The 20,405-nt window shown below is 72.0% G+C and carries 19 protein-coding genes; 6 read left to right on the top strand and 13 right to left on the bottom strand.

Going from position 1 to position 20,405, the window contains the following annotated elements; all coding sequences use genetic code 11:
- Nucleotides 1-127: 127 nt before the first annotated feature.
- From AB0K05_RS18905 to AB0K05_RS18865, 9 genes are all read right to left on the bottom strand, one after another.
- Nucleotides 128-1,243, bottom strand: a complete 1,116-nt coding sequence (locus AB0K05_RS18905) for a glycosyltransferase (protein WP_364230459.1) — start codon at nt 1,241-1,243, stop codon at nt 128-130.
- Between the two features lie 52 nt (nt 1,244-1,295).
- Nucleotides 1,296-2,906, bottom strand: a complete 1,611-nt coding sequence (locus tag AB0K05_RS18900) for a lipid II flippase MurJ (RefSeq protein ID WP_345482939.1) — start codon at nt 2,904-2,906, stop codon at nt 1,296-1,298.
- A gap of 4 nt (nt 2,907-2,910) precedes the next feature.
- Nucleotides 2,911-3,765 (bottom strand): hypothetical protein, encoded by an 855-nt coding sequence (locus AB0K05_RS18895; RefSeq protein WP_148031244.1) that lies wholly within the window; start codon nt 3,763-3,765, stop codon nt 2,911-2,913.
- Nucleotide 3,766: 1 nt separating this feature from the next.
- Nucleotides 3,767-4,756, bottom strand: coding sequence for a copper transporter (locus AB0K05_RS18890; RefSeq protein ID WP_219550049.1), 990 nt, complete (start codon nt 4,754-4,756; stop codon nt 3,767-3,769).
- The gene (gene steA, locus AB0K05_RS18885) at nt 4,753-5,949 is read right to left on the bottom strand and encodes a putative cytokinetic ring protein SteA (RefSeq protein ID WP_271279570.1); all 1,197 of its coding nucleotides are present in this window, start codon (nt 5,947-5,949) and stop codon (nt 4,753-4,755) included. Before steA ends, AB0K05_RS18890 begins: the two co-directional genes overlap by 4 nt.
- A 73-nt stretch (nt 5,950-6,022) precedes the next feature.
- Nucleotides 6,023-7,735 (bottom strand): DNA repair protein RecN, encoded by a 1,713-nt coding sequence (recN, locus tag AB0K05_RS18880; protein WP_148031241.1) that lies wholly within the window; start codon nt 7,733-7,735, stop codon nt 6,023-6,025.
- Between the two features lie 95 nt (nt 7,736-7,830).
- The gene (locus AB0K05_RS18875; RefSeq protein ID WP_271279569.1) at nt 7,831-8,730 is read right to left on the bottom strand and encodes an NAD kinase; all 900 of its coding nucleotides are present in this window, start codon (nt 8,728-8,730) and stop codon (nt 7,831-7,833) included.
- A complete protein-coding gene (locus AB0K05_RS18870; protein WP_271279568.1) occupies nt 8,727-9,539 on the bottom strand; it encodes a TlyA family RNA methyltransferase in 813 nt (270 codons plus the stop codon). The genes AB0K05_RS18875 and AB0K05_RS18870 overlap by 4 nt, the downstream gene beginning before the upstream one ends.
- A complete protein-coding gene (locus tag AB0K05_RS18865; protein WP_271279567.1) occupies nt 9,536-9,694 on the bottom strand; it encodes a hypothetical protein in 159 nt (52 codons plus the stop codon). Before AB0K05_RS18865 ends, AB0K05_RS18870 begins: the two co-directional genes overlap by 4 nt.
- Before the next feature lie 125 nt (nt 9,695-9,819).
- On the opposite strand from AB0K05_RS18865, the gene AB0K05_RS18860 reads away from it, so the two are divergent.
- The gene (locus tag AB0K05_RS18860) at nt 9,820-10,167 is read left to right on the top strand and encodes an SCP2 sterol-binding domain-containing protein (protein ID WP_148031238.1); all 348 of its coding nucleotides are present in this window, start codon (nt 9,820-9,822) and stop codon (nt 10,165-10,167) included.
- A gap of 94 nt (nt 10,168-10,261) precedes the next feature.
- Here AB0K05_RS18860 and AB0K05_RS18855 read toward each other — a convergent pair whose 3' ends face one another.
- Complete coding sequence (locus AB0K05_RS18855) at nt 10,262-11,233, bottom strand: HAD-IIA family hydrolase (protein ID WP_271279566.1); 972 nt, start codon at nt 11,231-11,233, stop codon at nt 10,262-10,264.
- 991 nt (nt 11,234-12,224) lie between these two features.
- Between AB0K05_RS18855 and AB0K05_RS18850 the strand changes: the two genes are divergently transcribed.
- A complete protein-coding gene (locus tag AB0K05_RS18850; RefSeq protein ID WP_271279565.1) occupies nt 12,225-12,704 on the top strand; it encodes a GNAT family N-acetyltransferase in 480 nt (159 codons plus the stop codon).
- A 13-nt stretch (nt 12,705-12,717) separates the two neighbouring features.
- On the opposite strand, the gene AB0K05_RS18845 is transcribed toward AB0K05_RS18850, so the two are convergent.
- Entirely contained in the window at nt 12,718-13,140 is a 423-nt protein-coding gene (locus AB0K05_RS18845; RefSeq protein WP_148031235.1) for a tetratricopeptide repeat protein, read from the bottom strand.
- Between the two features lie 98 nt (nt 13,141-13,238).
- On the opposite strand from AB0K05_RS18845, the gene AB0K05_RS18840 reads away from it, so the two are divergent.
- Nucleotides 13,239-14,717, top strand: a complete 1,479-nt coding sequence (locus AB0K05_RS18840) for a DUF1015 domain-containing protein (RefSeq protein ID WP_364230450.1) — start codon at nt 13,239-13,241, stop codon at nt 14,715-14,717.
- Nucleotides 14,718-14,826: 109 nt separating this feature from the next.
- On the opposite strand, the gene AB0K05_RS18835 is transcribed toward AB0K05_RS18840, so the two are convergent.
- On the bottom strand, nt 14,827-15,222 hold the full coding sequence (locus AB0K05_RS18835; protein ID WP_364230447.1) for a single-stranded DNA-binding protein: 396 nt from the start codon (nt 15,220-15,222) through the stop codon (nt 14,827-14,829).
- A 109-nt stretch (nt 15,223-15,331) separates the two neighbouring features.
- On the opposite strand from AB0K05_RS18835, the gene AB0K05_RS18830 reads away from it, so the two are divergent.
- Complete coding sequence (locus AB0K05_RS18830; protein WP_271279562.1) at nt 15,332-16,258, top strand: MBL fold metallo-hydrolase; 927 nt, start codon at nt 15,332-15,334, stop codon at nt 16,256-16,258.
- A gap of 55 nt (nt 16,259-16,313) precedes the next feature.
- Here AB0K05_RS18830 and AB0K05_RS18825 read toward each other — a convergent pair whose 3' ends face one another.
- Nucleotides 16,314-17,621: a hypothetical protein gene (locus tag AB0K05_RS18825; RefSeq protein ID WP_345483290.1), complete on the bottom strand. Its 1,308-nt coding sequence runs from the start codon at nt 17,619-17,621 to the stop codon at nt 16,314-16,316.
- Between AB0K05_RS18825 and AB0K05_RS18820 the strand changes: the two genes are divergently transcribed.
- Nucleotides 17,559-18,647, top strand: coding sequence for a hypothetical protein (locus AB0K05_RS18820; RefSeq protein ID WP_364230444.1), 1,089 nt, complete (start codon nt 17,559-17,561; stop codon nt 18,645-18,647). The genes AB0K05_RS18825 and AB0K05_RS18820 overlap by 63 nt on opposite strands.
- Nucleotides 18,648-19,398: 751 nt before the next feature.
- Nucleotides 19,399-20,148, top strand: a complete 750-nt coding sequence (locus AB0K05_RS18815; RefSeq protein WP_271279559.1) for a class I SAM-dependent methyltransferase — start codon at nt 19,399-19,401, stop codon at nt 20,146-20,148.
- The last annotated feature ends 257 nt before the right edge of the window (nt 20,149-20,405 follow it).

Raw genomic sequence — 20,405 nt, 5'->3', positions numbered from 1 at the left:
GGATCGGGGCTACACCGTGATGACGAGGCTGCCGCGAAGGGATACTCCCCTCCCCAACTCACGCAGTATACGAGAACGTCTCAGTGCAATGTCATCTTCCCTCTGGATCACAAACCGGTGCGGTCCGTCACGACCGGCTGTAGGCCGCGAGCGCGCTCCGCACCGCGTCGTCCTCTCCGGGCAGCTCCTCGCCCCTGCGGGCGGCCGCCGCCGCCCACCGGGCCGCCTCCCCGGGATCGGAGACCAGATCCTGTACGGCGGAGCGCAGGGCGGCCGGGTCACCGTAGGGGACGAGGATCCCCGCGTCGCCGACGAGGCCGGGAACGCCGCCGACGGCGGTGGCGATGACGGGTGTGCCGGCCTTGAGCGTCTCGCTGACGCTGAGCGGCAGCCCTTCCCACCGGCTGGCCCAGACCGCGACGGTGGCGGCGGCGAGCAGGTCGGGCACGTCGTCCCGGTTGCCGAGCAGCACCACGGGCAGGCGCTCGGCGTCGATCCGGCGGCGCAGCTCGCCCCGCAGCGGCCCCTCTCCGGCGATCGCGAACAGCGGCGGCGAGCCCTGCCACGGGCCGGCGGCGGCGTCGAGCAGCGTCTCCAGGCCCTTCTGCTGGGCGAGCCTGGCGACGGTGAGCACGAGCGGCCGGTCACCCGCCCCCAGCTCGGCCCGCACCTCCCCGGGCGTCCGCCGGGGCTCCCGCAGGGGCGGCGCGGGCACGACGGCGGGCCTGACGTCCCGCGCGCCCAGCGCGCTCATCCGCTCCCCCAGATCGGGCGAGACCACCAGCACCCGGTCCGCCCGCCGGGCCACGATCCGCTCCAGCACCCCGTACACGGCCCCGACGAACCCTCCGGCCGTCAGCGCGTTGTGCAGCGTCACCACGAGCAGCGGGACCCTCGCCCCCTCCGGCGCCCCGAGGGAGGCGGAGGCCGCCTCAGCACGCCGGGGCATGGCCAGGGCGGCCAGCGCGCCGGCGCGCAGACCATGGGCGTGCACGACGTCGGCCCCCCGTACCACCCGCCGGACGGCCAGCACCGCGCGCGCGTCGTTCACCGGATGCGGCCGATCGGACACCGGAACCTCGACGAACCGGACACCGGCCGCACTGAACCCGAACTGCTCCCCGACCTCCCGCGGACCGGCGGCCACCACCCGGTGCCCGCGCCGCACCAGCCCCGCGGCCAGCATGCGCACATGCCGCCCGGTCCCTCCCGTCGTGGTGCCCACCACGTAAGCCACTCGCACCCGCACCCCTCCCTCTCCAGCATCGAGGCCGCCACCACCCAGCCCGGCCCGGTCACCCTCCGGGCGCGCGCCGCCGGAGGACACCGGCCACCGCCCGGGCGTCGTCCCTGTCGACCAGCACGACCACGCCGGCGCCCACCGCGACCGCCACCACGGCGGCCAGCAGCGTGACGCCCAGGTTCGCCCACACCCCGACCGCCCCGATCCCGGAGGCCGCCCAGGCCCCCGCCAGGAACCCGGCCGCGCCTCCCGCGACGGCCGCGCCCAGCGCCCGGCCGAGCCCGGCCATGGCCGCACGGCCGCGGGCCGCGACCACGTACCCGAGCATGAGCGCCCCGCCGGCGGTCATCCCCACCGTCATCCCGAGCCCCAGCCCGGCGATGCGCCACCCGTCCGGCAGCGACAGCGCGAAGACCGTCTGCGCCACGATCGTCACCGACCACCCGGACACGGTGCCCACGGCGGCCCCCCGCCCCCGGCCGGTCGCGTACAGGACCCGGCTGAGGTGCGCGATGAGCCCGTATCCGATCAGACCAGGAGCGAACAGCGCCACGGCCCGCGCCAGCGCCAACGGGTCCACGTCGCTCTTGTCGGCCAGGAACACCGCCGCCCCGGGCTCGGACGCGGCGGCCAGCACCCCGGCGGCCACCCCGGAAACGAGCACGATCGCCCGGGTGGTGCTCGCCGCGAGCCGGGCGAACGCCTCGTCCTCCCCCACGCCGGCGTGCGCGGACAACCGGGGGAACGCGCTGGTCGCGATGGGCACGGCCAGCACCGCGTACGGCACCAGGTAGATCGCCCAGGCGTAGTTGTAGACCGCCAGCGCCCCGCCACCGATCACGTCGTTGGCCAGCAGCAGCACCACGACCATGGCGGCCTGCTGGGCGAGCAGCCCGGCGATCCCGGCCAGGGCGAGCCTGCGCACCTGCCCGGCCACCCCGTCGGGGAAGCGCAGCGTGGGCCGCCACCGCACGCCGAGCCGGGCGGCCGGCCCGATCACGGTGAGGACGAGCGCGAGCACGCCGAGGCTGGTGCCCGCCGACAGCGCCAGCTCGGCCGCGCGCGGCACCCCCTCCGGCGTGGCGATCCCGCCGCTGAGCGGCACGAACATCAGGTACGCGACGATGACCACGATGCTCGACACCAGCGGCGCGAGCGCGGGCCCGGCGAACCGGTGGTGCGCCTGCAGCAGCCCGTAGAGCACGACCGCGATCCCATAAAGCGGGATCTGCGGGGCGAAGATCACCAGCATGCGGGCGGCGACGTCGACGGCGGCGCGGCCGCACCCCTCGATGGCGAACAGTCCCATGATCGGCCCGGCGAGCAGCGCGGTGAGCACGGCCACCGGCACGAGCACCACGAGCACCCAGGTGAGCAGGGCGGAGGCGATCCGCCCCACCCGCTCCCTGGCGTCCTCGGACACGGCTCCGGCGAGCACCGGCACGACCATGCCGGCCAGCGCGCCGCCGACGACGACCTCGAAGACGATGTTCGGGATCTGGTTGGCGGTGAAGTACGCGGACGTCAGGCAGTTGGTGCCGACCGTCCGCGCGAGCGCGTACTGCTTGGCGAAGCCGGCCACCCGGGCCAGCACGGTGATCGCGCCGATGAGCAGCGCGCCGCCGGCCACGCCACGGGCCAGCCTCGCCTCGCGTTCGGTCAACGGGTCACGCGTCGGCGGGGCGGCGGCCCAGCAGGTCGAGCCGGTTGAGCACCTTGTTGCCCGCGATGACCTTGGTGAAGCTGATCTTCTCGGAGGCGGCGGTGAGCGCGGCCACGGTGCCGAGCAGGACGAGCCTGCCGGGACGGCCCAGCTTGGTCACCGCGGCCAGGCCCAGCAGCGCGCCCAGCGCGTTGGCGCCCGCGTCGCCGAGCATGGCCCGCTCGCCCAGGTCGTCGGGGAGCAGCGCGGCGGCGGCGCCCAGCGGCACGGCGGCCAGCGCGGCCGTCGCGGGCGAGTCGCCGGCCACGGCCGCCGCCAGCAGCGGCCCGCCGGTGAGCAGCCCGACCTTGATCGCCCGGCCGGGCCGCAGGTCGAACAGGTTGGCCAGGTTGGCCGCGCCCGCGACGACGGCGCCGTTGACGAGCGTGTCGGCGGGGCCGTCGGACACCAGCGCGGCGGCGGCCAGCCCGGTCGCGCCGATGCCGAGGATCTTGACCGCGCCGCTGGTCACCTCGCCCCGGGCGAGCGCGCTCAGGTGGCCCTTGAACCCCTTGGACGAGGTCGTGCCGTAGAGGTCGTCGTAGGCGCCGAGCGCGCCGCTGCCGGCTCCGGCCAGCAGCGCCGCCGCCCGCGCGCGGGCGGGCAGGCCGGGCGCCAGCGCGGCCGCGGCGCTCGCCCCGGCCACGAACGCGGGCCCTTCGAGCAGCGTGATGGGCTCGCCGCGGTGGTTCTTGCGGGTCCAGCGGCTGGCGGGGTCGCCGCCCCCGCCTTGCGTACGGGTGAGCGCGGCGTAGGCGGCACGAGCCGCGGCGGCGCCGATCGCGGCGCCCGCGAGGGCGTAGAGCAGGCCACGGGCCATGTCAGCTCCCTGACTCGGTGGACGACGGGGCCGGGCTGGGTGTCACCGGCTGGAACGCCGTGGCTCCGGCGCCGGTGCCGTACTGGCCCACGCCCCCGGTCGCTTGCTCTCGCAGAGCGTAGACGATCACGACCTGGCCTTCAGGCATATCGACGTTGTCGACGCTGGAGACCCGCTTGGCGGTCTCGCTGTCGTCGCGCAGGGCGGTGATGGCGCCGCCCGGCGCGGCGGAGGTCGCGGCGGCGCCGGCCATCACGGCGCCCTTGCCGCCGGCGTCGATCCCGCCCGCCACCGACACGAGCGCCGCCGCCTGGCTTTCGGCGTTGTCCCCCTCGTACGGCGCGTCGGGCGAGTAGAGGACGGCGAGCGTGGCGCGGTTGAGCGGCTCGTCGTTGTCGTCGATGAAGTCGACGTCGATGAACCCGCCCGTCTGGAGGCCGTCGACGACGGCGGACGTCGCCTCGTTGGGGGTGCCGGCCAGCGCCGGGTCGGCGGTCATGAGGGTGGCGGCGAGCAGGGTGGCGGCCTTGTCGTGCACGGTGGCCGTGGTGGGGAAGGCCATCTCGGCGGGCTTGAGCTGGTTGACCAGGCCGTCGAGCACGCCGGCGCTCTTGGGGTCGAAGAACTTGTCGAGCAGCAGGAGCCGGCCGGTGACCTTCGCGCCAGCCTCGGCGAGCACCTGCTCGGTCAGCTCGCGATAGGTGGAGCTCGCGCCTGGCGCCTCCACCAGCAGCACCTGCTCACCGGCGAGCCCGCCCTGGACGAGCTGCGGGGTGAGGGTGGTGATGAACTCCTGGTGGACCTGCTCGCGCCCCTTCATCACGTCGAGTTCGCCGCGCAGCCCCTCGTTGGTCTGGGTGAGCTGACGCGTCATCTCGTTGGCCGTCTTGATCGCTGGATCCTGCAGCAGGTTCGTGCCGAGCACGATGCCGACGGCCAGCGCCAGGAAGATGGCGACGATGGAGACGAGGTGATAGCGGAAATCGATCACGAGAAGAGCCCGACCAACCAGAAGATGAACGCGTTCCAGACGTCTTGCAGGCCGTTCAGCCAGATCTGGCCGAGCGGTGAGGCGGAGAGAGCGACGCCCATGGTGACCAGCGCGGTGGCCGCCAGGAGCAACAGCTGGGAGGTGGTGATGCGACTGCGGTAGAGCATGCTGACGCCCTTGGCGTCGACGAGTCTACTGCCGACGCGCAGCCGGGTGAGAAACGTGCTCGCCATGCCGGAGCGGCCCTTGTCGAGGAACTCCTCCAGCGTGCCGTGGGTGCCGACGGCGACGATCAACTCGGCGCCCTTCTCGTCGGCCAGCAGCATGGCGATGTCCTCGCTGGTGCCGGTCGACGGGAAGACGACCGCCTCCTGGCCGAGCTGGTGGACCCGCTCCAGGCCGGGCGCCCGGCCGTCGCGATAGGCGTGCACGATCAGCTCGGCGCCGCAGGTGAGCGCCTTGGCGGAGACCGAGTCGAAGTCGCCGACGATGACGTCGGGCAGGTAGCCCGCCTCCAGCAGCGCGTCGGCGCCGCCGTCGACGCCGATCAGCACGGGACGGTACTCGCGCAGGTAGGGGCGGAGGGTGGCGATGTCTTCCTTGTAGTGGTAGCCGCGGACCACGATGAGCGCGTGCCTGCCCTCGATCTTGGTGCGGATGTCGGGCACGCCCACGCCGTCGATGAGCAGCTTGCCCTCGCCGCGGACGTACTCCATCGTGTTGACGGCGAACGCCTCGATCTGCACGGCCAGCCCGGCGCGGGCCTCGGCCATGGCCGCCTCGATGGACTCGGCCGTCTGCTCCTCGCCCTTGCCGACGACCTCGTCATCCAGGTAGACGATGCCCTCGTGGAGCCGGACGACGGCGCCGTCCTTGACCCGCTCGAACAGCTCCTGGCTGGCATTGTCGACGAACGGGATGCCGGCCTCGGCGATGATCTGGGGGCCCAGGTTGGGATAGCGGCCGCTGATGCCGGCGGCGATGTTGACCACGCCCGCCGCTCCGCACGCCACAAGGGCCTCCGCGCTGACCCGATCGACGTCGACGTGGTCGATGATGGCGATCTCGCCGGGCTGGAGGCGCTTGGTGAGCCTCTTGGTCCGCCGGTCGATCCTCGCCACACCGGTGACGCCGGGAAGGTCGTTGGCCTTCTTCGCGCGGAGGCCCGGCATCCTGTTCCCCGGAACCTTCATCAAGACCATCCTGCCAGAGCAAAAGACCGGGGAGGCCATGCATGACCGGGCGTGTCCGCTATGTCACACGGAATCACCTGTCGGCCGCCGCCAACCCTAGAAGTTCTTCTGCATGCGCTCTGCCCAGTTCGGAGTCCTCCAAGCCGGCCAGCATGCGCGACAGCTCGCGCACCCGCCCTTCGTGGTCGAGCGTGACGACGCCGCTGCGCACCACGCTGCCGTCGCCGGCCTTCTCCACCACCAGGTGCTGGTCGGCGAAGGCGGCGACCTGCGGCAGGTGGGTGACGACGACCACCTGGGCGGTGCGCGCCAGTCTGGCCAGCCTGCGCCCGATCTCCACCGCGGCCTTGCCGCCCACCCCCGCGTCGACCTCGTCGAAGACGAACGTGGGCACCGGGTCCGCGCCGGCGAACACGACCTCGATGGCGAGCATCACCCGGCTCAGCTCACCGCCGGAGGCGCCCTTGTTGAGCGGCAGCGGCGGCGCGGCGGGGTGGGCCGCCATGCGCAGCTCCACCTCGTCGACCCCGTCGGGGCCGAACTCGGCGGCCCTGGCGAGCTGGACGACGACCCGGGCGTGCGGCATCGCCAGCGCGGTCAGCTCCTCGGTGACGGCCTTGCCGAAGCGCTCGGCGGCGGCCTCGCGCACCCGGGTCAGCTCGCCGGCCAGCTCGGTCAGCCGTTCGGTCAGCTCGTCGTACTCGCGGGTGAGCTCGCCGACGCGGTCGTCGTCGCCTTCCAGCTCGGCCAGCCGGGCGGCCGCCTGCTGCGCCCAGGCCAGCACCGCGGCGCTGTCCTCGCCGTACTTGCGGATGAGGCCGGTGAGCACGGACCTGCGCTCCTGGACGGCGGCCAGCCGGGCGGGGTCGGATTCGACCGACTCGGCGTAGGAGGCCAGGTCGGTGGCCACGTCGGAGATCAGGTAGCCGGCCTCGGCCAGCCGGTCGGCGACGGCGGCCAGCGCGGGATCGTAGTCGCGGACCGCTTCGACGGCCGCGCGGGCCTCGCCGAGCAGCGAGATCACGTCGTGGGCGCCGCCGTCGGCCGCCTCCATGGGGTCGCCGAGCAGCGCGGTGTGGGCGCCGGTCGCGGCGGTGCGGAGGGCGTCGGCGTGGGAGAGCCGCTCCTCCTCCTCGCGCAGCGCGGCGTCCTCGCCGGGCTTGGGGTCGACCTTCTCGACCTCCTCCAGGCCGAACCTGAGCAGGTCGGCCTCCTGCGCGCGCTCCCTGGCCCTGGTGGTCAGCTCCTCGACCTGCGCGCCGACCTGCTTGTGGCGCTTGTAGGCCTGCTGGTAGGCCCGCAGGGGCTTGACCAGGTCGTTGCCGGCGTAGCGGTCGAGCGCGGCGCGCTGCCTGGCGGGCTGGAGCAGCCGCTGCTGGTCCATCTGGCCGTGCACGGCCACCAGGTCGTCGGCGAGGTAGGTCAGCGTGCCGACGGGCACGGAGCGGCCGCCGAGCCAGGCACGCGAGCGGCCCTCGGCGGAGACCGTCCGAGAGATGATCAGCTCGCCGTCCTCGGCCTGGCCGCCGATGTCCTCGACCTGCTGGGACACGCGGCCGCCCGGCTCGATGACGAGCGTGCCCTCGACGGTGGCCTTGTCGGCGCCCGGTCTGATACGGGACGGGTCGGCCCGGCCGCCGAACAGCAGCCCGAGGCCGGTGACGACCATCGTCTTGCCAGCGCCGGTCTCGCCGGTCACCACGTTGAAGCCCGGCGATAGCTCCAGCACGGCCTCATCGATGACACCGAGCCCCTGGATGCGGACCTCCTCGACCCTTGGTCGCACTGCCCACTCCCGTCACTTGCGAGAATACGATCAACCGCGCCGCGGCCCGAACACGTGTGCGTATGCGATCCTACGTGTTCGGCCCTTCAATTCATTCAGGGTCGCACCCTCCCACGCCAGCCCTGCACAGGTAGTTCGAACTTGGCGACCAGCCTGTCGGTGAAGGGGGCGCCGGTGCTCTCGACGCCGTGCAGCCGGGCCAGCAGCACCGGCTCGGCGCCGCGCCGCACCTCGACGCGGCTGCCGGAGGGCAGGTCGAAGCGGCGGCGGCCGTCGCACGACAGCACCCCGCCCGGGGTGTCGGGCAGGATCTCGACGGCGACCGTGGAGCGCGGCGAGATGACGAGCGGCCGGGCGAACAGGGCGTGGGCGCTGATCGGGACCATGAGCAGCGCCTCGACCTCCGGCCAGACCACGGGCCCACCGGCGGAGAACGCGTAGGCGGTGGACCCGGTCGGGGTGGCGCAGATCACGCCGTCGCAGCCCCAGCGTGACAGCGGCCGCCCGTCGATCTCCGCCACCACCTCCAGCATGCGCTCCTGCTTCTCGACGGTGACCTCGTTGAGCGCCCAGGTGTCGGCGATGACGTTGCCGTTCTGGCGGGCCAGCACGTCGATGGTCATGCGTTCCTCGACGTCGTAGCGGCCGGCGACCACGTCGTCGACGGCGTCGTCCAGGTCGGCGACCTCGGCCTCGGCGAGGAACCCGACGTGGCCCAGGTTCACGCCGAGCAGCGGGGTGCGGGTCGGCCTGGCCAGTTCGGCCGAGCGCAGCAGCGACCCGTCACCGCCGAGCACGATCATCACCTCGGCATCCTTGGCGGCGCTCGGCTCCGCGGGCACCACCTCCACGCCTTTCGCGCCGACCTCGCCGGCCTCCACGTCGAGGACCCGTACGCGCAGGCCCGCGTCGAGCAGCCGCCGGATGACCAGGCGGGCGCTCTCGACGGCGGCCTCGCGGCCGGTGTGGACGGTGACCAGGACGGTCCGGTTCATTGCGGCCCTTCCGCGACGGCCCGCCGGATCTCGTGCTCGAGGTCGGCGACCGGCGGCTCGCCCTCCCCCTTGCCCAACCACAGCAGGTACTCGACGTTGCCCGACGGCCCGGGCAGCGGGCTGTAGGTGACGCCGCGCACGGCCAGCCCCAGCCGCGCCGCCTCGGCCGCGGCCGCGCGCACGGCCCCCGCCCGCAGCTCGGGGTCGCGCACCACCCCGCCCGCGCCGACGAGGTCCTTGCCCACCTCGAACTGCGGCTTGACCAGCATCACGAAGTCGGCCCGCGGCGCCGCGACGGCGGCCAGCGCGGGCAGCACGAGCCGCAGCGAGATGAACGACAGGTCGCCGACGACCAGCGTGGGCGGCTCGCCGACGAGATCCGGAGTGAGGTCGCGGACGTTGACCCGCTCCATCACCGTGACCCGCTCGTCGGTGCGCAGCGACCAGGCGAGCTGGCCGTAGCCGACGTCGACGGCGAGCACGTGCGCCGCGCCGCGGCGCAGCAGCACGTCGGTGAACCCGCCGGTGGACGCGCCGGCGTCGAGGCAGCGCCGCCCTTCGACGGTGAGGCTCCCGAACGTGTCGAGCGCCCCGATGAGCTTGTGGGCGCCGCGCGAGACGTAGTCGGGGCCGTCCTGGGACTCGGCGACGACGACGGCGGCGGCGGTGTCGACCTGGGTGGCCGGCTTGGCCGCCCGCCGTCCGCCCACGGTGACGCGGCCCGCCTCGATGAGCTGGACCGCCTGCTCCCGGGAGCGGGCGAGCCCGCGCCGCACGAGCTCGCTGTCGAGCCGGACTCTGCGGCTCACTGGGCGTCCACGGCGCCCAGCGCGGCCTCCAGCCCGGAGAACGCCTCTTCGAACACCGCCACGTGATCGCTCACCGGCAGGCCCGACAGCCGGCCCAGCCCGGCGAGGACCGCGTCGACCCGCGCGTCGCCGGTCTCCTCTGGCAGCTCACTCATGACTCGACGGTAACGCCTCGGGCGAGCGCGCGGGACCTTGGCAGGCGTGTCACGCGTTGAAGGGTCATACGGGGCGCTCGGTGTGGAACGCTACCGACCGTAAAGGAAGTAGAAAGGGAGCGATCATGGCAAGCGTCGAGGAGTGCCGGGCGGCACTGGTCAAGCTCGTCGCGCAGTTCGACGAGATCGACGAGGAGGACCGTGCCAGGCATGTGGTCGAGCGCACGGTCAGCTGCCGCGTCTCCGATCTCGACGTGACCTTCCACGGACGCCTGCACCACGGGGGCCTGGACCCGTTCCTGGAGGCGCCGCCGGCCGACGGCAGGCCGGCCGACGTGAAGCTGACGATCGTCAGCGACGACCTCGTGGCGCTGGTCGACGGAGAGCTGGATCTGGCCCGTGCGCTGCTCGGCGGCCGGGTGAGGATCGACGCCAGCTTCGGCGACCTGCTCCGCCTGCGCCGGCTCCTCTGACCGAGCCGCCCGCCCGCTCACCGCAGGCGGCGTGGCCGGTCCGGGTCGCGCCCTCCGCCGATCACCGGGTCAGCCGATCGTCCCGAGCACCGGATCAGCCGATCCGATCGAGCACCGGCTTGACCGCGTCCTCCTCGGCGGGGCTGTCCCCCGCCGCCGCCCACGCCGCGTCGCACGCCGCCCTCAGCCCGTCGATCCGGCTCCCGTCGCCGTCGAGCCGCAGCGTCCCGTCCACCCAGCGGGCCCGCCACCCGCCGCACGCCCCGTCCCGCACTTCCGGGTACGGGGCCAGCAGGCCGGACAGATCCTCTGCCACGTACGTCGGCCGCTGGTGCGGCGGCGCGGTGAGCACGTCGAGCGGCTTGGCCACCCCCGTGAACACCAGCAGCCCGTCGACGCCCGCGTTCCGCGCCCCCTCGATGTCGGTGTCGAGCCGGTCGCCGACCACCAGCGGCCGCCGCGCCCCCGTACGGATCATCGACTCCCGGTGCAGCGGAGGATCCGGCTTCCCCGCGTAGAGCGGCTCCACCCCGGTCGCCGACGCGATCACCCGCGACATCGCCCCGTTGCCCGGCACCTCGCCGCGCCCGGTGGGCATGGTCGAGTCGCGGTTGGCGGCCACGAACAGCGCCCCCTGCCGCACCGCCAGCGCCCCCTCGGCCAGCAGCCCGTACGACAGCCCCGCCCACATCCCCTGGACCACGGCCGCGGGCCCCTCGGCCGCCGCCGTGACGGGCCTCAGCCCCTGCCCGCGCACGGCCATCCGCAGCCCGGCCCCGCCGACGACCAGCACCTTCGCCCCCGCCGGCACCCGCTCGGCCACCACCCGCGCCGCCGCCTGCGCCGACGTCACCACGTCGTCCCGCTCGGCGGGAACCCTCAGCTCCCGCAGATGGGCGGCGATGGCGGCAGGCGTCCTGGAGGCGTTGTTCGTCACGTACGCCAGCCTCACCCCGCGCCGCCCCGCCTCCTCCAGCGCCTCGGCCGCGCCGCGCACGGCCCGCGGCCCTAGGTACACGACGCCGTCGAGGTCGAGCAGCAGGGTGTCGTAACCGTCGATCAGCACCGCGCCTCTTTCCGTCTCCGGCTCACATCCTGTGAGACTCTAGCCCGCCGCCCCACCGCCACGTCCGCGCCCATACCCCCGCGAATCCCCTTCCCCCCGCGGGTCCCGTTCCCGTATCCCCGTGAATCCCATTCCCGCACACCTGCCACCCCGACCGGCTGCCCAAGACCACGGCCGCAGAGCTCCTGCCACCGGACGCCCAGAACCACATGAGACCGCCCACAGGCCCATGCGACGCCGTCGAGCCCCGCCTCGGGAGACCCACCGTGGAGATCTGCTGCCGGCCCCACTCCACGACCGACTCAGAGGTCGACACACAACACCCCAGGTCCCGCAGTGGAACCCCACCCGGGAGACCGCTGTGAGGGATCTCCGTACAGATCCACTTTGGAGATCCGCCACGCTGATCCGACATGCAGACGCACCGCACAGACCTGTCACGTGGACCGCCGCGCAGACCCACCACGCGGACCCACCGCGCAGACCCACCGCGCAGACCCACCGCGAAAACCTGTCACGCGGACCCACTCGCGCAGAGCCGCCACGCAGACCCGCCGCACAGACGCACCGCGCGGACCCGCCGCACAGACGCACCGCGCGGACCCGCCGCACAGACGCACCGCGCGGACCCGCCACGCGGACCCGCCACGAAAACCTGTCACGCGGACCCACTCGCTCAGAGCCGCCACGCAGAGCCGCCGCACAGACGCACCGCGCGGAGCCGCCACCCAGACTCACCGCCCAGACGCATCTCGCAGACCCGCCACCCAGACTCACCGCCTAGACCCGCCATGCAGACACCCTGCAGATCTGCCGTGGACAGTGGCCGCGAGGCGCGCTGCTCTTACCGTCAGTCACGTCCGACCCGCCGAGGCCGCACGCCGAACGGTGCACTCATCCCCGGTGGCGAGTTCCCCTGGAGAGGCCGTCATGCAGCGACAGGAGCTCTATCGGGCTGCGTGACGGCGATGACACGTGTTTCCTGGATGGTGTGACGGTTCTTCGTACCAACCGGCTGGAACTACTCCCGGCCGGTCAGGCCGACCTGGACATCCTGGTCGCGCACTGGAACCAGCCGGAAGTGAGGCGGTACCTGTTCGACGACCGGGAGGTCTCCGCCGAACTCGCCGCCACGCTCCTCGCCGACAGCGCTGACGACTTCACCGAACACGGGTACGGCCTGTGGAAGGCATACCTACGGGACGAGCTCGTCGGCGTGTGCGGCCTTCGCCGGCACGACAGCGGCCAGGTGGAGATCGTCTACAGCCTCGAACCCGCCCGCTGGGGCTCCGGCCTGGCCACCGAGGCGGCCCTCGCCGTCCTGGAGACGGGCCGGCGAGCGGGCCTCAAGGAGATCCTGCTGGAGACCGACGAAGGCAACGTCGCCTCCCAGCGCCTGGCACGACGCCTGGGCGCCGTGCCCAGGGGCGGTGCGGACGGCATACTCCAGTACGTGATCAGCCCTCCGTGACGGCAGCCGCGCCTCACATGTCCCTCCGGGCCTTTAAGGTGGCCCGGACGCTGCGCAACGCCGACACGTAGTTGCGGTCGTCGGGCCGCATGGCGACGGCGATCGCCAGCGGCTCCTGGGCCGCCTCGATGTCGCCGGTCCGCCACAGCGACAGCCCCAACCCGAAGTACGCGTAATCCTCCGTCGGGTTGTCGTCCACGATCCACTGGAAACTGCTGGCCGCTTCCGCGTACCGGCGGGAGTTGAACTGGGCCCGTGCCAGCGCCTCCCTGATGCTGCGCGAATCCGGCTCCGCGTCGGCGGCACGCTCCAGCAGCGCGGCGGCGGCTGCGGGGCTGCCCTCCTTCAAGAGCTTCACACCCCGCTGGTACCAGTCGTACACGTCACCCTGGGGGGTGCCGGGGGAATCTGCGCGGCCGTCGGCACCTTCCATCATGCGTGAGCCCTCCTACATCGGCATACGACGGAGTTACGGAATCGGATCCCAGCGGGGCATTGAGGCGACTACGGGAAGACTCGGGCGTTTATGGCAACATGCCCGGTATGGGGAATTCTGAACTGCCGATACCGGACGGGCTGATCCTTCGCCCGTTCCGGGGCGTCCGCTTCGCCGTAGACGATCCCGCCAAGGTGACCTCCCCGCCTTACGACCTGATCTCCGACGGCGATGTGAGCGCCCTGCTGGACGCTCATCCCAACAACGTCGTCCGTCTCATCGTTCCCGGCAGACCCGGCACTGATGCTCAGAAGCCCCCTTCCGATCCCTCTACCCCTACAGACCAGAACACCATTAACTCTGACATTCCTCTCGTTTCCTCCCAAAGCCGGATCCAAGTCTCGCCCAATTCCAGGTATCAGGAGGCGAGACGAACGCTGGAAGCGTGGCTCGCATCCGGTGTCCTCGTCCCCGACGAGCAGCCGGCGCTCTACGTGTACGAGCAGCGAGGCCCAGGGGTGCTGCAGCGCGGCATCATCGGCGACGTCTGCCTCCCGGATCCGGCGCAGCGCATCATCCTGCCGCACGAGGACGTGCTACCCGGCCCCATCACCGACCGCCTGGCCCTCATGAGCACCACCCAGGCCAACCTCGAACCCATCTTCCTCCTCTACAACGGCCAGGACGGCGCGGCGACCCGCCTCGTGGACGAGGTGGCCACCCACCGCGAGCCCCTGGTCACCGCGCACACCGAGGACGGCCTCACCCACCGGCTCTGGGCGGTCACCGACGACGCGGAGATAGCCGCCGTCAACGCCGACCTCCATCCCCGCCAGGCCCTCATCGCCGACGGCCATCACAGGTACGCGACGTACCGCATGCTCCAGCGCCGCGAACACGCCCTGCACGCCGAACCCACCGGACCCGGCCACCCCGCCCAGGACGGGATCCCCTCGAACGGCCGTGAGGACGACGGCCGAGGCGCTCAGGACTCGGAGCAGGTCAAGCGGAGCCCGTGGGACTTCGGCCTGGCGTTGCTCGTGGACACCGACGCGTACCCGCCCGACCTCAAGGCCATCCATCGCGTCATCCCCGGCCTCCCGCTGGAGGAGGCGGTGGCCAGGGCCAAGGGCTCGTGGCGCGTACAGGATCTCAGCGACCTCGACGAGGGCCTCCACGCGCTCCACCACACCGAAGGCCCGGCCTTCCTGCTGGCCTGCGAGAACGGCGCGCACCTCCTCACCAGCCCCGACCCGCTGCAGCTCGCGCAGGCCATGCCGGCGGACCGCTCGGCCCGGTGGAACTCGCTGAACACCTCCATCCTCACCGAGTTCGTCCTGCCCAAGGTGTGGGGCCTGCGCGACGACGAGGAGACGGTGCGGATCGTGCACCACGACCCGCACGCCGCCGTGGAGCTCGCCGCGGCCACAGGTGGCACCGCCGTGATCCTCAGGCCGCTGGACGTCGCCGACGTCCTCGCGGTGGCGTCGGGCGGCGAGCGGGTGCCGCGCAAGTCGACCTCCTTCGGCCCCAAGCCCCGTACGGGCCTGGTCCTGAGAACCTTCGCCATCCGCTGACCGTTCTCCCCCGTCACGAGCACCGACGGCGGAGAGCACCGGCCCGTCACGGACGGCACGCCTAGCGGACCGCCGGTCACGGACAGCACGCCTAGCGGACCCTCCGGCGTCAGCCCGCCTCGGCGAGGACGGCGACCGGGCGGGGCGCGGAAGGGACCGGCGGTTCGCCGGGCTCGCCCGCCGGGAGGGGGTCGGCCTCGATGACCCTGACCGTGGCCACCTCGACCTCGTAGGCCCAGACCTTGCCCGACGCCGGACCGAAGACACGGCAACGGAAGGCACCGGTGACCTCCATGGCGTCACGGGGTCGGAGAGTGTGGAGGACGTCGGCCACCTCCTGGTTGAAGCTGACGCACGGAATGCTGTCGGTGACCATGCCGTCCCGCCTGTGCCTGCGGCGGCGCACCAGCAGCCGCCACTTCGTCATGGTGTCGCCGCTCGGCAGACTCCGGTCTTCGACTGCCGCGGACAGCCGTCCCACCAGCAAGACCTCGTTGCGGTCCACTGTCGTCCTCCCATTGGTGATCGGGTGGAGATCACTCTCTACGATGTGAGGAAGTCCAGTTCGGCTCGAACGCCGTTCTGGGGATAGCGGACACGGCTCTGGAGTGCCTGTGGACAACATCACCGCCCTGGGCGGCGACGTCTATGAGATCGACACGAAGATGGCCGGATACTCAGGTATCACCGCCGGTTACCTCATCCTGGGTGATCGTCCCTGCCTGGTCGAAACGGGGACATCCACCTCGGCCCCCGTCGTGCGTGACGCGCTCGCGTCGCTGGGCGTCGGCCCGGACGATCTGGCCACCGTCGTGGTCACGCACATTCATCTCGACCACGCGGGCGGGGTGGGAGACATCGCCAAGTTCTTCCCGTCCGCGCAGGTCGTCGTGCACGAGAAGGGCGCCCGGCATCTGGCCGAACCGGCCAGGCTGATGGCCAGCGCCAGAATGGTGTGGGGAGACCGCCTGGACACGCTGTTCGGCGAGCTCTCCCCCACCGAGGCCGAACGCATCGTCGCCCTCGGCGACACCGGCGCCATCGACCTCGGCAACGGCAGGACGCTGAGCAGCCACTACTCTCCCGGCCATGCCAAGCACCACGTAGGGCTGATCGACTCCGCCACCGGTGACCTGTATGTCGGCGACGCCGCGGGCGTCTATCTGCCGCAGACCGGCGATCTCCGCCCGGCCACCCCGCCTCCGGACTTCGACCTGCAGACCGCCCTCGACTCGATCGCCCTGTTCCAGGCATTGCAGCCACAACGGCTGCTGTTCAGCCATTACGGGCCGGTCGACGCGGTACGCGACACGCTCGACCGATCCGCTGAGGAGCTGCGCATCTGGGTGGACCTCACCCGCCAGGCCCACGCCGAAGGCTTGGACCTGGACCACGCCGTGGCCATGGTGCGGGACCGTACCAGAGAGCGCTACCAGGCGCTGGTCGGCGACGACGAGACGGCCGAGCAGTTCGAGCTGCTCAGCGGCGCCCCGTCGAACGTCGCCGGCATCCTCCACTGGCTGGACCGCGTCTCCCCGTGAACGCGACCTCGGGTACGCACTCGCCAGAACGGGAGTGCGTACCCGAGAACGTCACCTACTCGGACTGCTTGCCGGGTTCGTCCCCAGCATGGTCACCGAAGTCCGGCTCGATGAAGGACGGGGAGATCGGCACCGATGAAGCGCCGCCCTGCTTTCCGTGCTCGGCATCCGTCGGTGCGTCCGGCTCGCCCGCTACGGGCTCGCCCGTCTGACCGGGTCGTGCCGCCCCGCCGGTTCGCTTGGACGACGCGCCCCCGGCCTGCTCAGGCGACGTACCCGCCTCCTCCCGAGCCCGCCCGGGCGACATGGCCGAGGTGCTCTCACCCTCAGCCCGCTCAGGCGACGTAGCGACACTCTCGTCCCCGGCGCGCTCGGCAGACGTACCCGCCTCCCGAGGCTGCCCCGGCGACGTGGCCGCGTCGCTCTCGCCCTCAGCCCGCTCGGCCGACGTACCTGCCTCCCCCCGAGCCTGCTCGGGGGACGTGGCCGAGTCGCTGTCGTCCCCGGACTGCTCAGGCGACGCAGCCGGGACGCTCTCGGCCTGCTCACGGCGGTTGTCCGCGCCGGGCCGCTCGGACGACCTGCCCTGCTCGGCGTCATGGTCGGCCTCTTCAGCACGCGGCGCGTCCGGCTCCGCCTCGCTGCCGGCCTTGCCGGCATCCTGCGCGGCCGGTCCGGCGTCACGAGCTTCCGGTTCGCCTTCGCCGCCGGCCTCCGTGGATGCCTCGGAAGCGGCGTCCCCCGGGGACACGAAGTCCTCGTCGTAGCCTTCCTCGACGTCCTCGATCGTCGCGCCGGTCAGCTCGGCGTACCGCTCGGCGGCGTCCGTCTCGCCGTCCTCGTCGAACGCCACCGCCCTGCCGAACCAGTCCACCGCCGCGTCGTGGTGTCCCGCTTCCTCCAGCGCGTCGGCGTACGCGAACGCCAGGCGCGCCGACCACGGACGGGGCTGCGGGTCGCGCAGCTCCGGAAGCCGCTGGAGCGTGATGACCGCCGCGTCGTGCTGGCCGAGATCGCGACGCGCCCCCGACTCCACGATCGTCAGCTCGATCCGCCCGGCCCGGTCAAGCCGCTCGGCCTCCGGCGAGCGCACCAGGTCGAGCGCCCGTTCCGGACGTCCCATCCCGCGCTCGCAGTCCGCCATGACGGGCAGGTACGCCTCCGAACCGGTCATCCTCCTGGCCGCGCGCAGATCGCTCAACGCCTCGCTGAAGTGTCCGGCCCGGTACGCGACGATGCCGGCCGCCTCCCGTACGACACCGATCCTGGCCGCGAACCTGCGCGCCACCTTGGTGTGTTCGTGAGCCTTGTCGGGATCGTCCTCTTCGAGGGCGCGCTCGGCGGCGAGGAGGTGCCGGCCCACCAGCTCGGCAAGATCCGTGGGCAGGGACCGCAGCTCCTCGCGCACCTCCTTGTCGAGGTCGTCGGCGCTGATGTCGGGCGCGACCTCAGGCAGCGGCTCGCGCTGCGGCCGGTCACCCTCGCGGTCGTCCCTGCCGAAGCGGGCGCGAGTGCCAGGCCGCTCCTCCCGCGAGAACGGACGCGAGCCCCCCTCACGGCGCGGGCCACGGTCGTCACGCCGGGGTCCGCGATCGTCGCGATCCCTGAAGGGACGGCGCTCACCCTCGCTCCTGGAGCCGCGATCGTCGCGATCCCGGTACGGACGACGCTCATCACGATCCCTGGGAGGACGACTCTCGTCCCGATCGCGGTACGGGCGACGCTCCCCACGATCCTGATAGGACGGGCGGTCACCCCGGTCCTGATAGGGGCGACGCTCGCCACGATCCTGATCCGGCCGACGGTCCCCACGGTCTTGGTAGGGCCGACGCTCGCCTCGGTCCTGGTAGGAGGGACGGTCACCCCGGTCCTGATAGGGCCGACGCTCCCCACGATCCTGGTAGGACGGACGATCCCCACGGTCCTGGTAAGGGCGACGCTCGCCACGATCCTGATCCGGCCGACGGTCCCCACGGTCCTGATAGGGCCGACGCTCGCCTCGGTCCTGGTAGGAGGGACGGTCACCCCGGTCCTGATAGGGCCGACGCTCCCCACGATCCTGATGGGACGGACGATCCCCACGGTCCTGGTAAGGGCGACGCTCGCCACGGTCCTGGTAGGACGGGCGGTCCCCACGATCTTGGTACGGCCGACGCTCCCCACGATCCTGATAGGACGGACGGTCCCCACGATCCTGGTGCGGCCGACGGTCACCCCGGTCCTGGTAGGACGGGCGGTCTCCCCGGTCCTGATAGGGGCGACGCTCGCCACGGTCCTGGTAAGAGGGACGGTCCCCACGATCTTGGTACGGCCGACGCTCCCCACGATCCTGATAGGACGGACGATCCCCCCGGTCCTGGTAGGGCCGACGTTCGTCTCTGTCCCTTGACGGGCCACGCTGGGAGCCGCGGTCGTCCCGATCACGGAAGGGACGACGGTCGCCCTCACCACGCGGGCCACGGTCGTCCCGATCCCGGAACGACCGGCGCTCGCCGCTGTAACCACGCTCCTGCCGAGGACCGCGGTCATCACGGTCCCGGTACGGCCGGCTCTCGCCACGATCTCCGGAAGGACGACCTTCGTCACGATCCCGATAGGAACGGCGGTCGTCGCCCTCACGGCGATCCCGGTAACCCCCGGCGCCGCGCGGCCCGCGATCGTCGCGGTCGCGGAACGGCCGGCCGCTACCGCCTTCGCCCCGCCCCTGGCCTTCCCGGCCTCGGTCCTGATAGGAACGCCTGTCGCCGCCTGAACGGAACGGACGGTCTCGATCGTCGCGCCCGCGGGAACCGGATCCGCCGTTCCTGTCGCCATGCGAGCGCTCGCCCCCGTTATCGCCGCGCCCGCGCTGCTCGCCGTCCGATCCGCTATCTCTGTTCACTTCTGGTCCATTTCGTTGGCTCACTCAGCGAGCCTCTATTACCCGTACGGGCCCGCCGTGGCTGGTCGCCGCCCATCCCGGGCCTTACGCGACGAAGGCCACCCGTGGTTGGGGTGGCCCGGTACTCCCCCAGCCTAGCAAGCCGGGGCATGTCCGGAACCCGCACAACCACGGATCCGGCCGACCCGAAGCCGCCGGTCATCCGAGTGACCTGCATATTGAGTGGCAGGGCCGAGACAGCTTCCGTGAGACTGACCCCATGTCTCTGCGCTTCCATGAAATAGCCGAAGCCCGTCACCGCATACTCAATCCGCTCACCGATGACAAGCTCGATCTGCTGGGCGAGATCTGCCGTGTCGACGCGGGAACGCGGCAACTCGACCTGGCGTGCGGCAAGGGCGAAATGTTGAATCGCTGGTCCGCCCGTTACGGCCATCAGGGCATCGGCGTCGACATCAGCAAGGTGTTCCTGGAAGCGGCGAGAGATCGCGCCGGTGAACTGGAGGTCGCCGACCGCGTACAGTTCGTCGAAGCGGACGCCGGCACATACGACGCCGAACCGGAAGCGTTCGACATCGTGTCCTGCATCGGCGCGACCTGGATCGGCGGCGGCCTTTCCGGCACCCTCGACCTGATGCGCCGCCCCCTCCGCCGTGACGGGCTCGCCCTGGTGGGAGAGTGCTACTGGACGGCCCCGCCCCCGCCCGAAGCGGTGCGGGCCCTCTCTCTGGAGGAGGATACCTTCACCTCTCTTTCCGGTACGGGAGAGCGTTTCGAGCAGGCGGGATTCGAGCTGCTGGAAATGGTGCTGGCCAGCCCGGACAGCTGGGATCGGTACGTGGCGAGCCAGTGGTGGACGATAAGCGACTGGCTTCGCGCCAACCCCGGAGATCCCGACGCCGACGCCATGCGTGAGTTCCTGACGACGGCCAGGCGTTCACATCTGGAGTACGGGCGGGAGTATCTGGGCTGGGGCGTCTTCGTACTCCGCCAGGAGGCGACCTCCTGAAACAGAAAAGGGCCTCGGCAAGCATGCCGAGGCCCCAGAAAACAAGAAAAGCCCCGAGGGCCGAAGCCTCGAAACCCCCATAAACAAAAAAGGCCCGAAGCTGTAGCCTCAGGGCTCACCCACAAGAAAAGCCCCCAAGACCGAAGCCTCGAAGCCCTCATAAACAAGGAAAGGCCCCGACAGAACCTGTCGGGGCCTTTCCCATATGAAAATTGTCCGGCGGTGACCTACTCTCCCACACCCTCCCGAGTGCAGTA

Origin of the sequence: Nonomuraea sp. NPDC049486 (assembly GCF_040676925.1) — a bacterium.
Classification (GTDB): domain Bacteria; phylum Actinomycetota; class Actinomycetes; order Streptosporangiales; family Streptosporangiaceae; genus Nonomuraea; species Nonomuraea ferruginea.
The sequence above is the reverse complement of the archived record's forward strand: the minus strand, read 5'-3'. Positions and strand labels throughout refer to the sequence as shown.

What these genes read in the sequence shown, in the direction of transcription:
- AB0K05_RS18815 (WP_271279559.1), top strand. Translation starts at nt 19,399, where the DNA reads ATGTCTCTGCGCTTCCATGAAATAGCCGAAGCCCGTCACCGCATACTC.
- AB0K05_RS18865 (WP_271279567.1), bottom strand. Translation starts at nt 9,694, where the DNA reads ATGAGTGAGCTGCCAGAGGAGACCGGCGACGCGCGGGTCGACGCGGTC.
- AB0K05_RS18840 (WP_364230450.1), top strand. Translation starts at nt 13,239, where the DNA reads ATGCCCGGTATGGGGAATTCTGAACTGCCGATACCGGACGGGCTGATC.
- AB0K05_RS18860 (WP_148031238.1), top strand. Translation starts at nt 9,820, where the DNA reads ATGGCAAGCGTCGAGGAGTGCCGGGCGGCACTGGTCAAGCTCGTCGCG.
- steA (WP_271279570.1), bottom strand. Translation starts at nt 5,949, where the DNA reads ATGAAGGTTCCGGGGAACAGGATGCCGGGCCTCCGCGCGAAGAAGGCC.
- AB0K05_RS18845 (WP_148031235.1), bottom strand. Translation starts at nt 13,140, where the DNA reads ATGATGGAAGGTGCCGACGGCCGCGCAGATTCCCCCGGCACCCCCCAG.
- AB0K05_RS18875 (WP_271279569.1), bottom strand. Translation starts at nt 8,730, where the DNA reads ATGAACCGGACCGTCCTGGTCACCGTCCACACCGGCCGCGAGGCCGCC.
- AB0K05_RS18895 (WP_148031244.1), bottom strand. Translation starts at nt 3,765, where the DNA reads ATGGCCCGTGGCCTGCTCTACGCCCTCGCGGGCGCCGCGATCGGCGCC.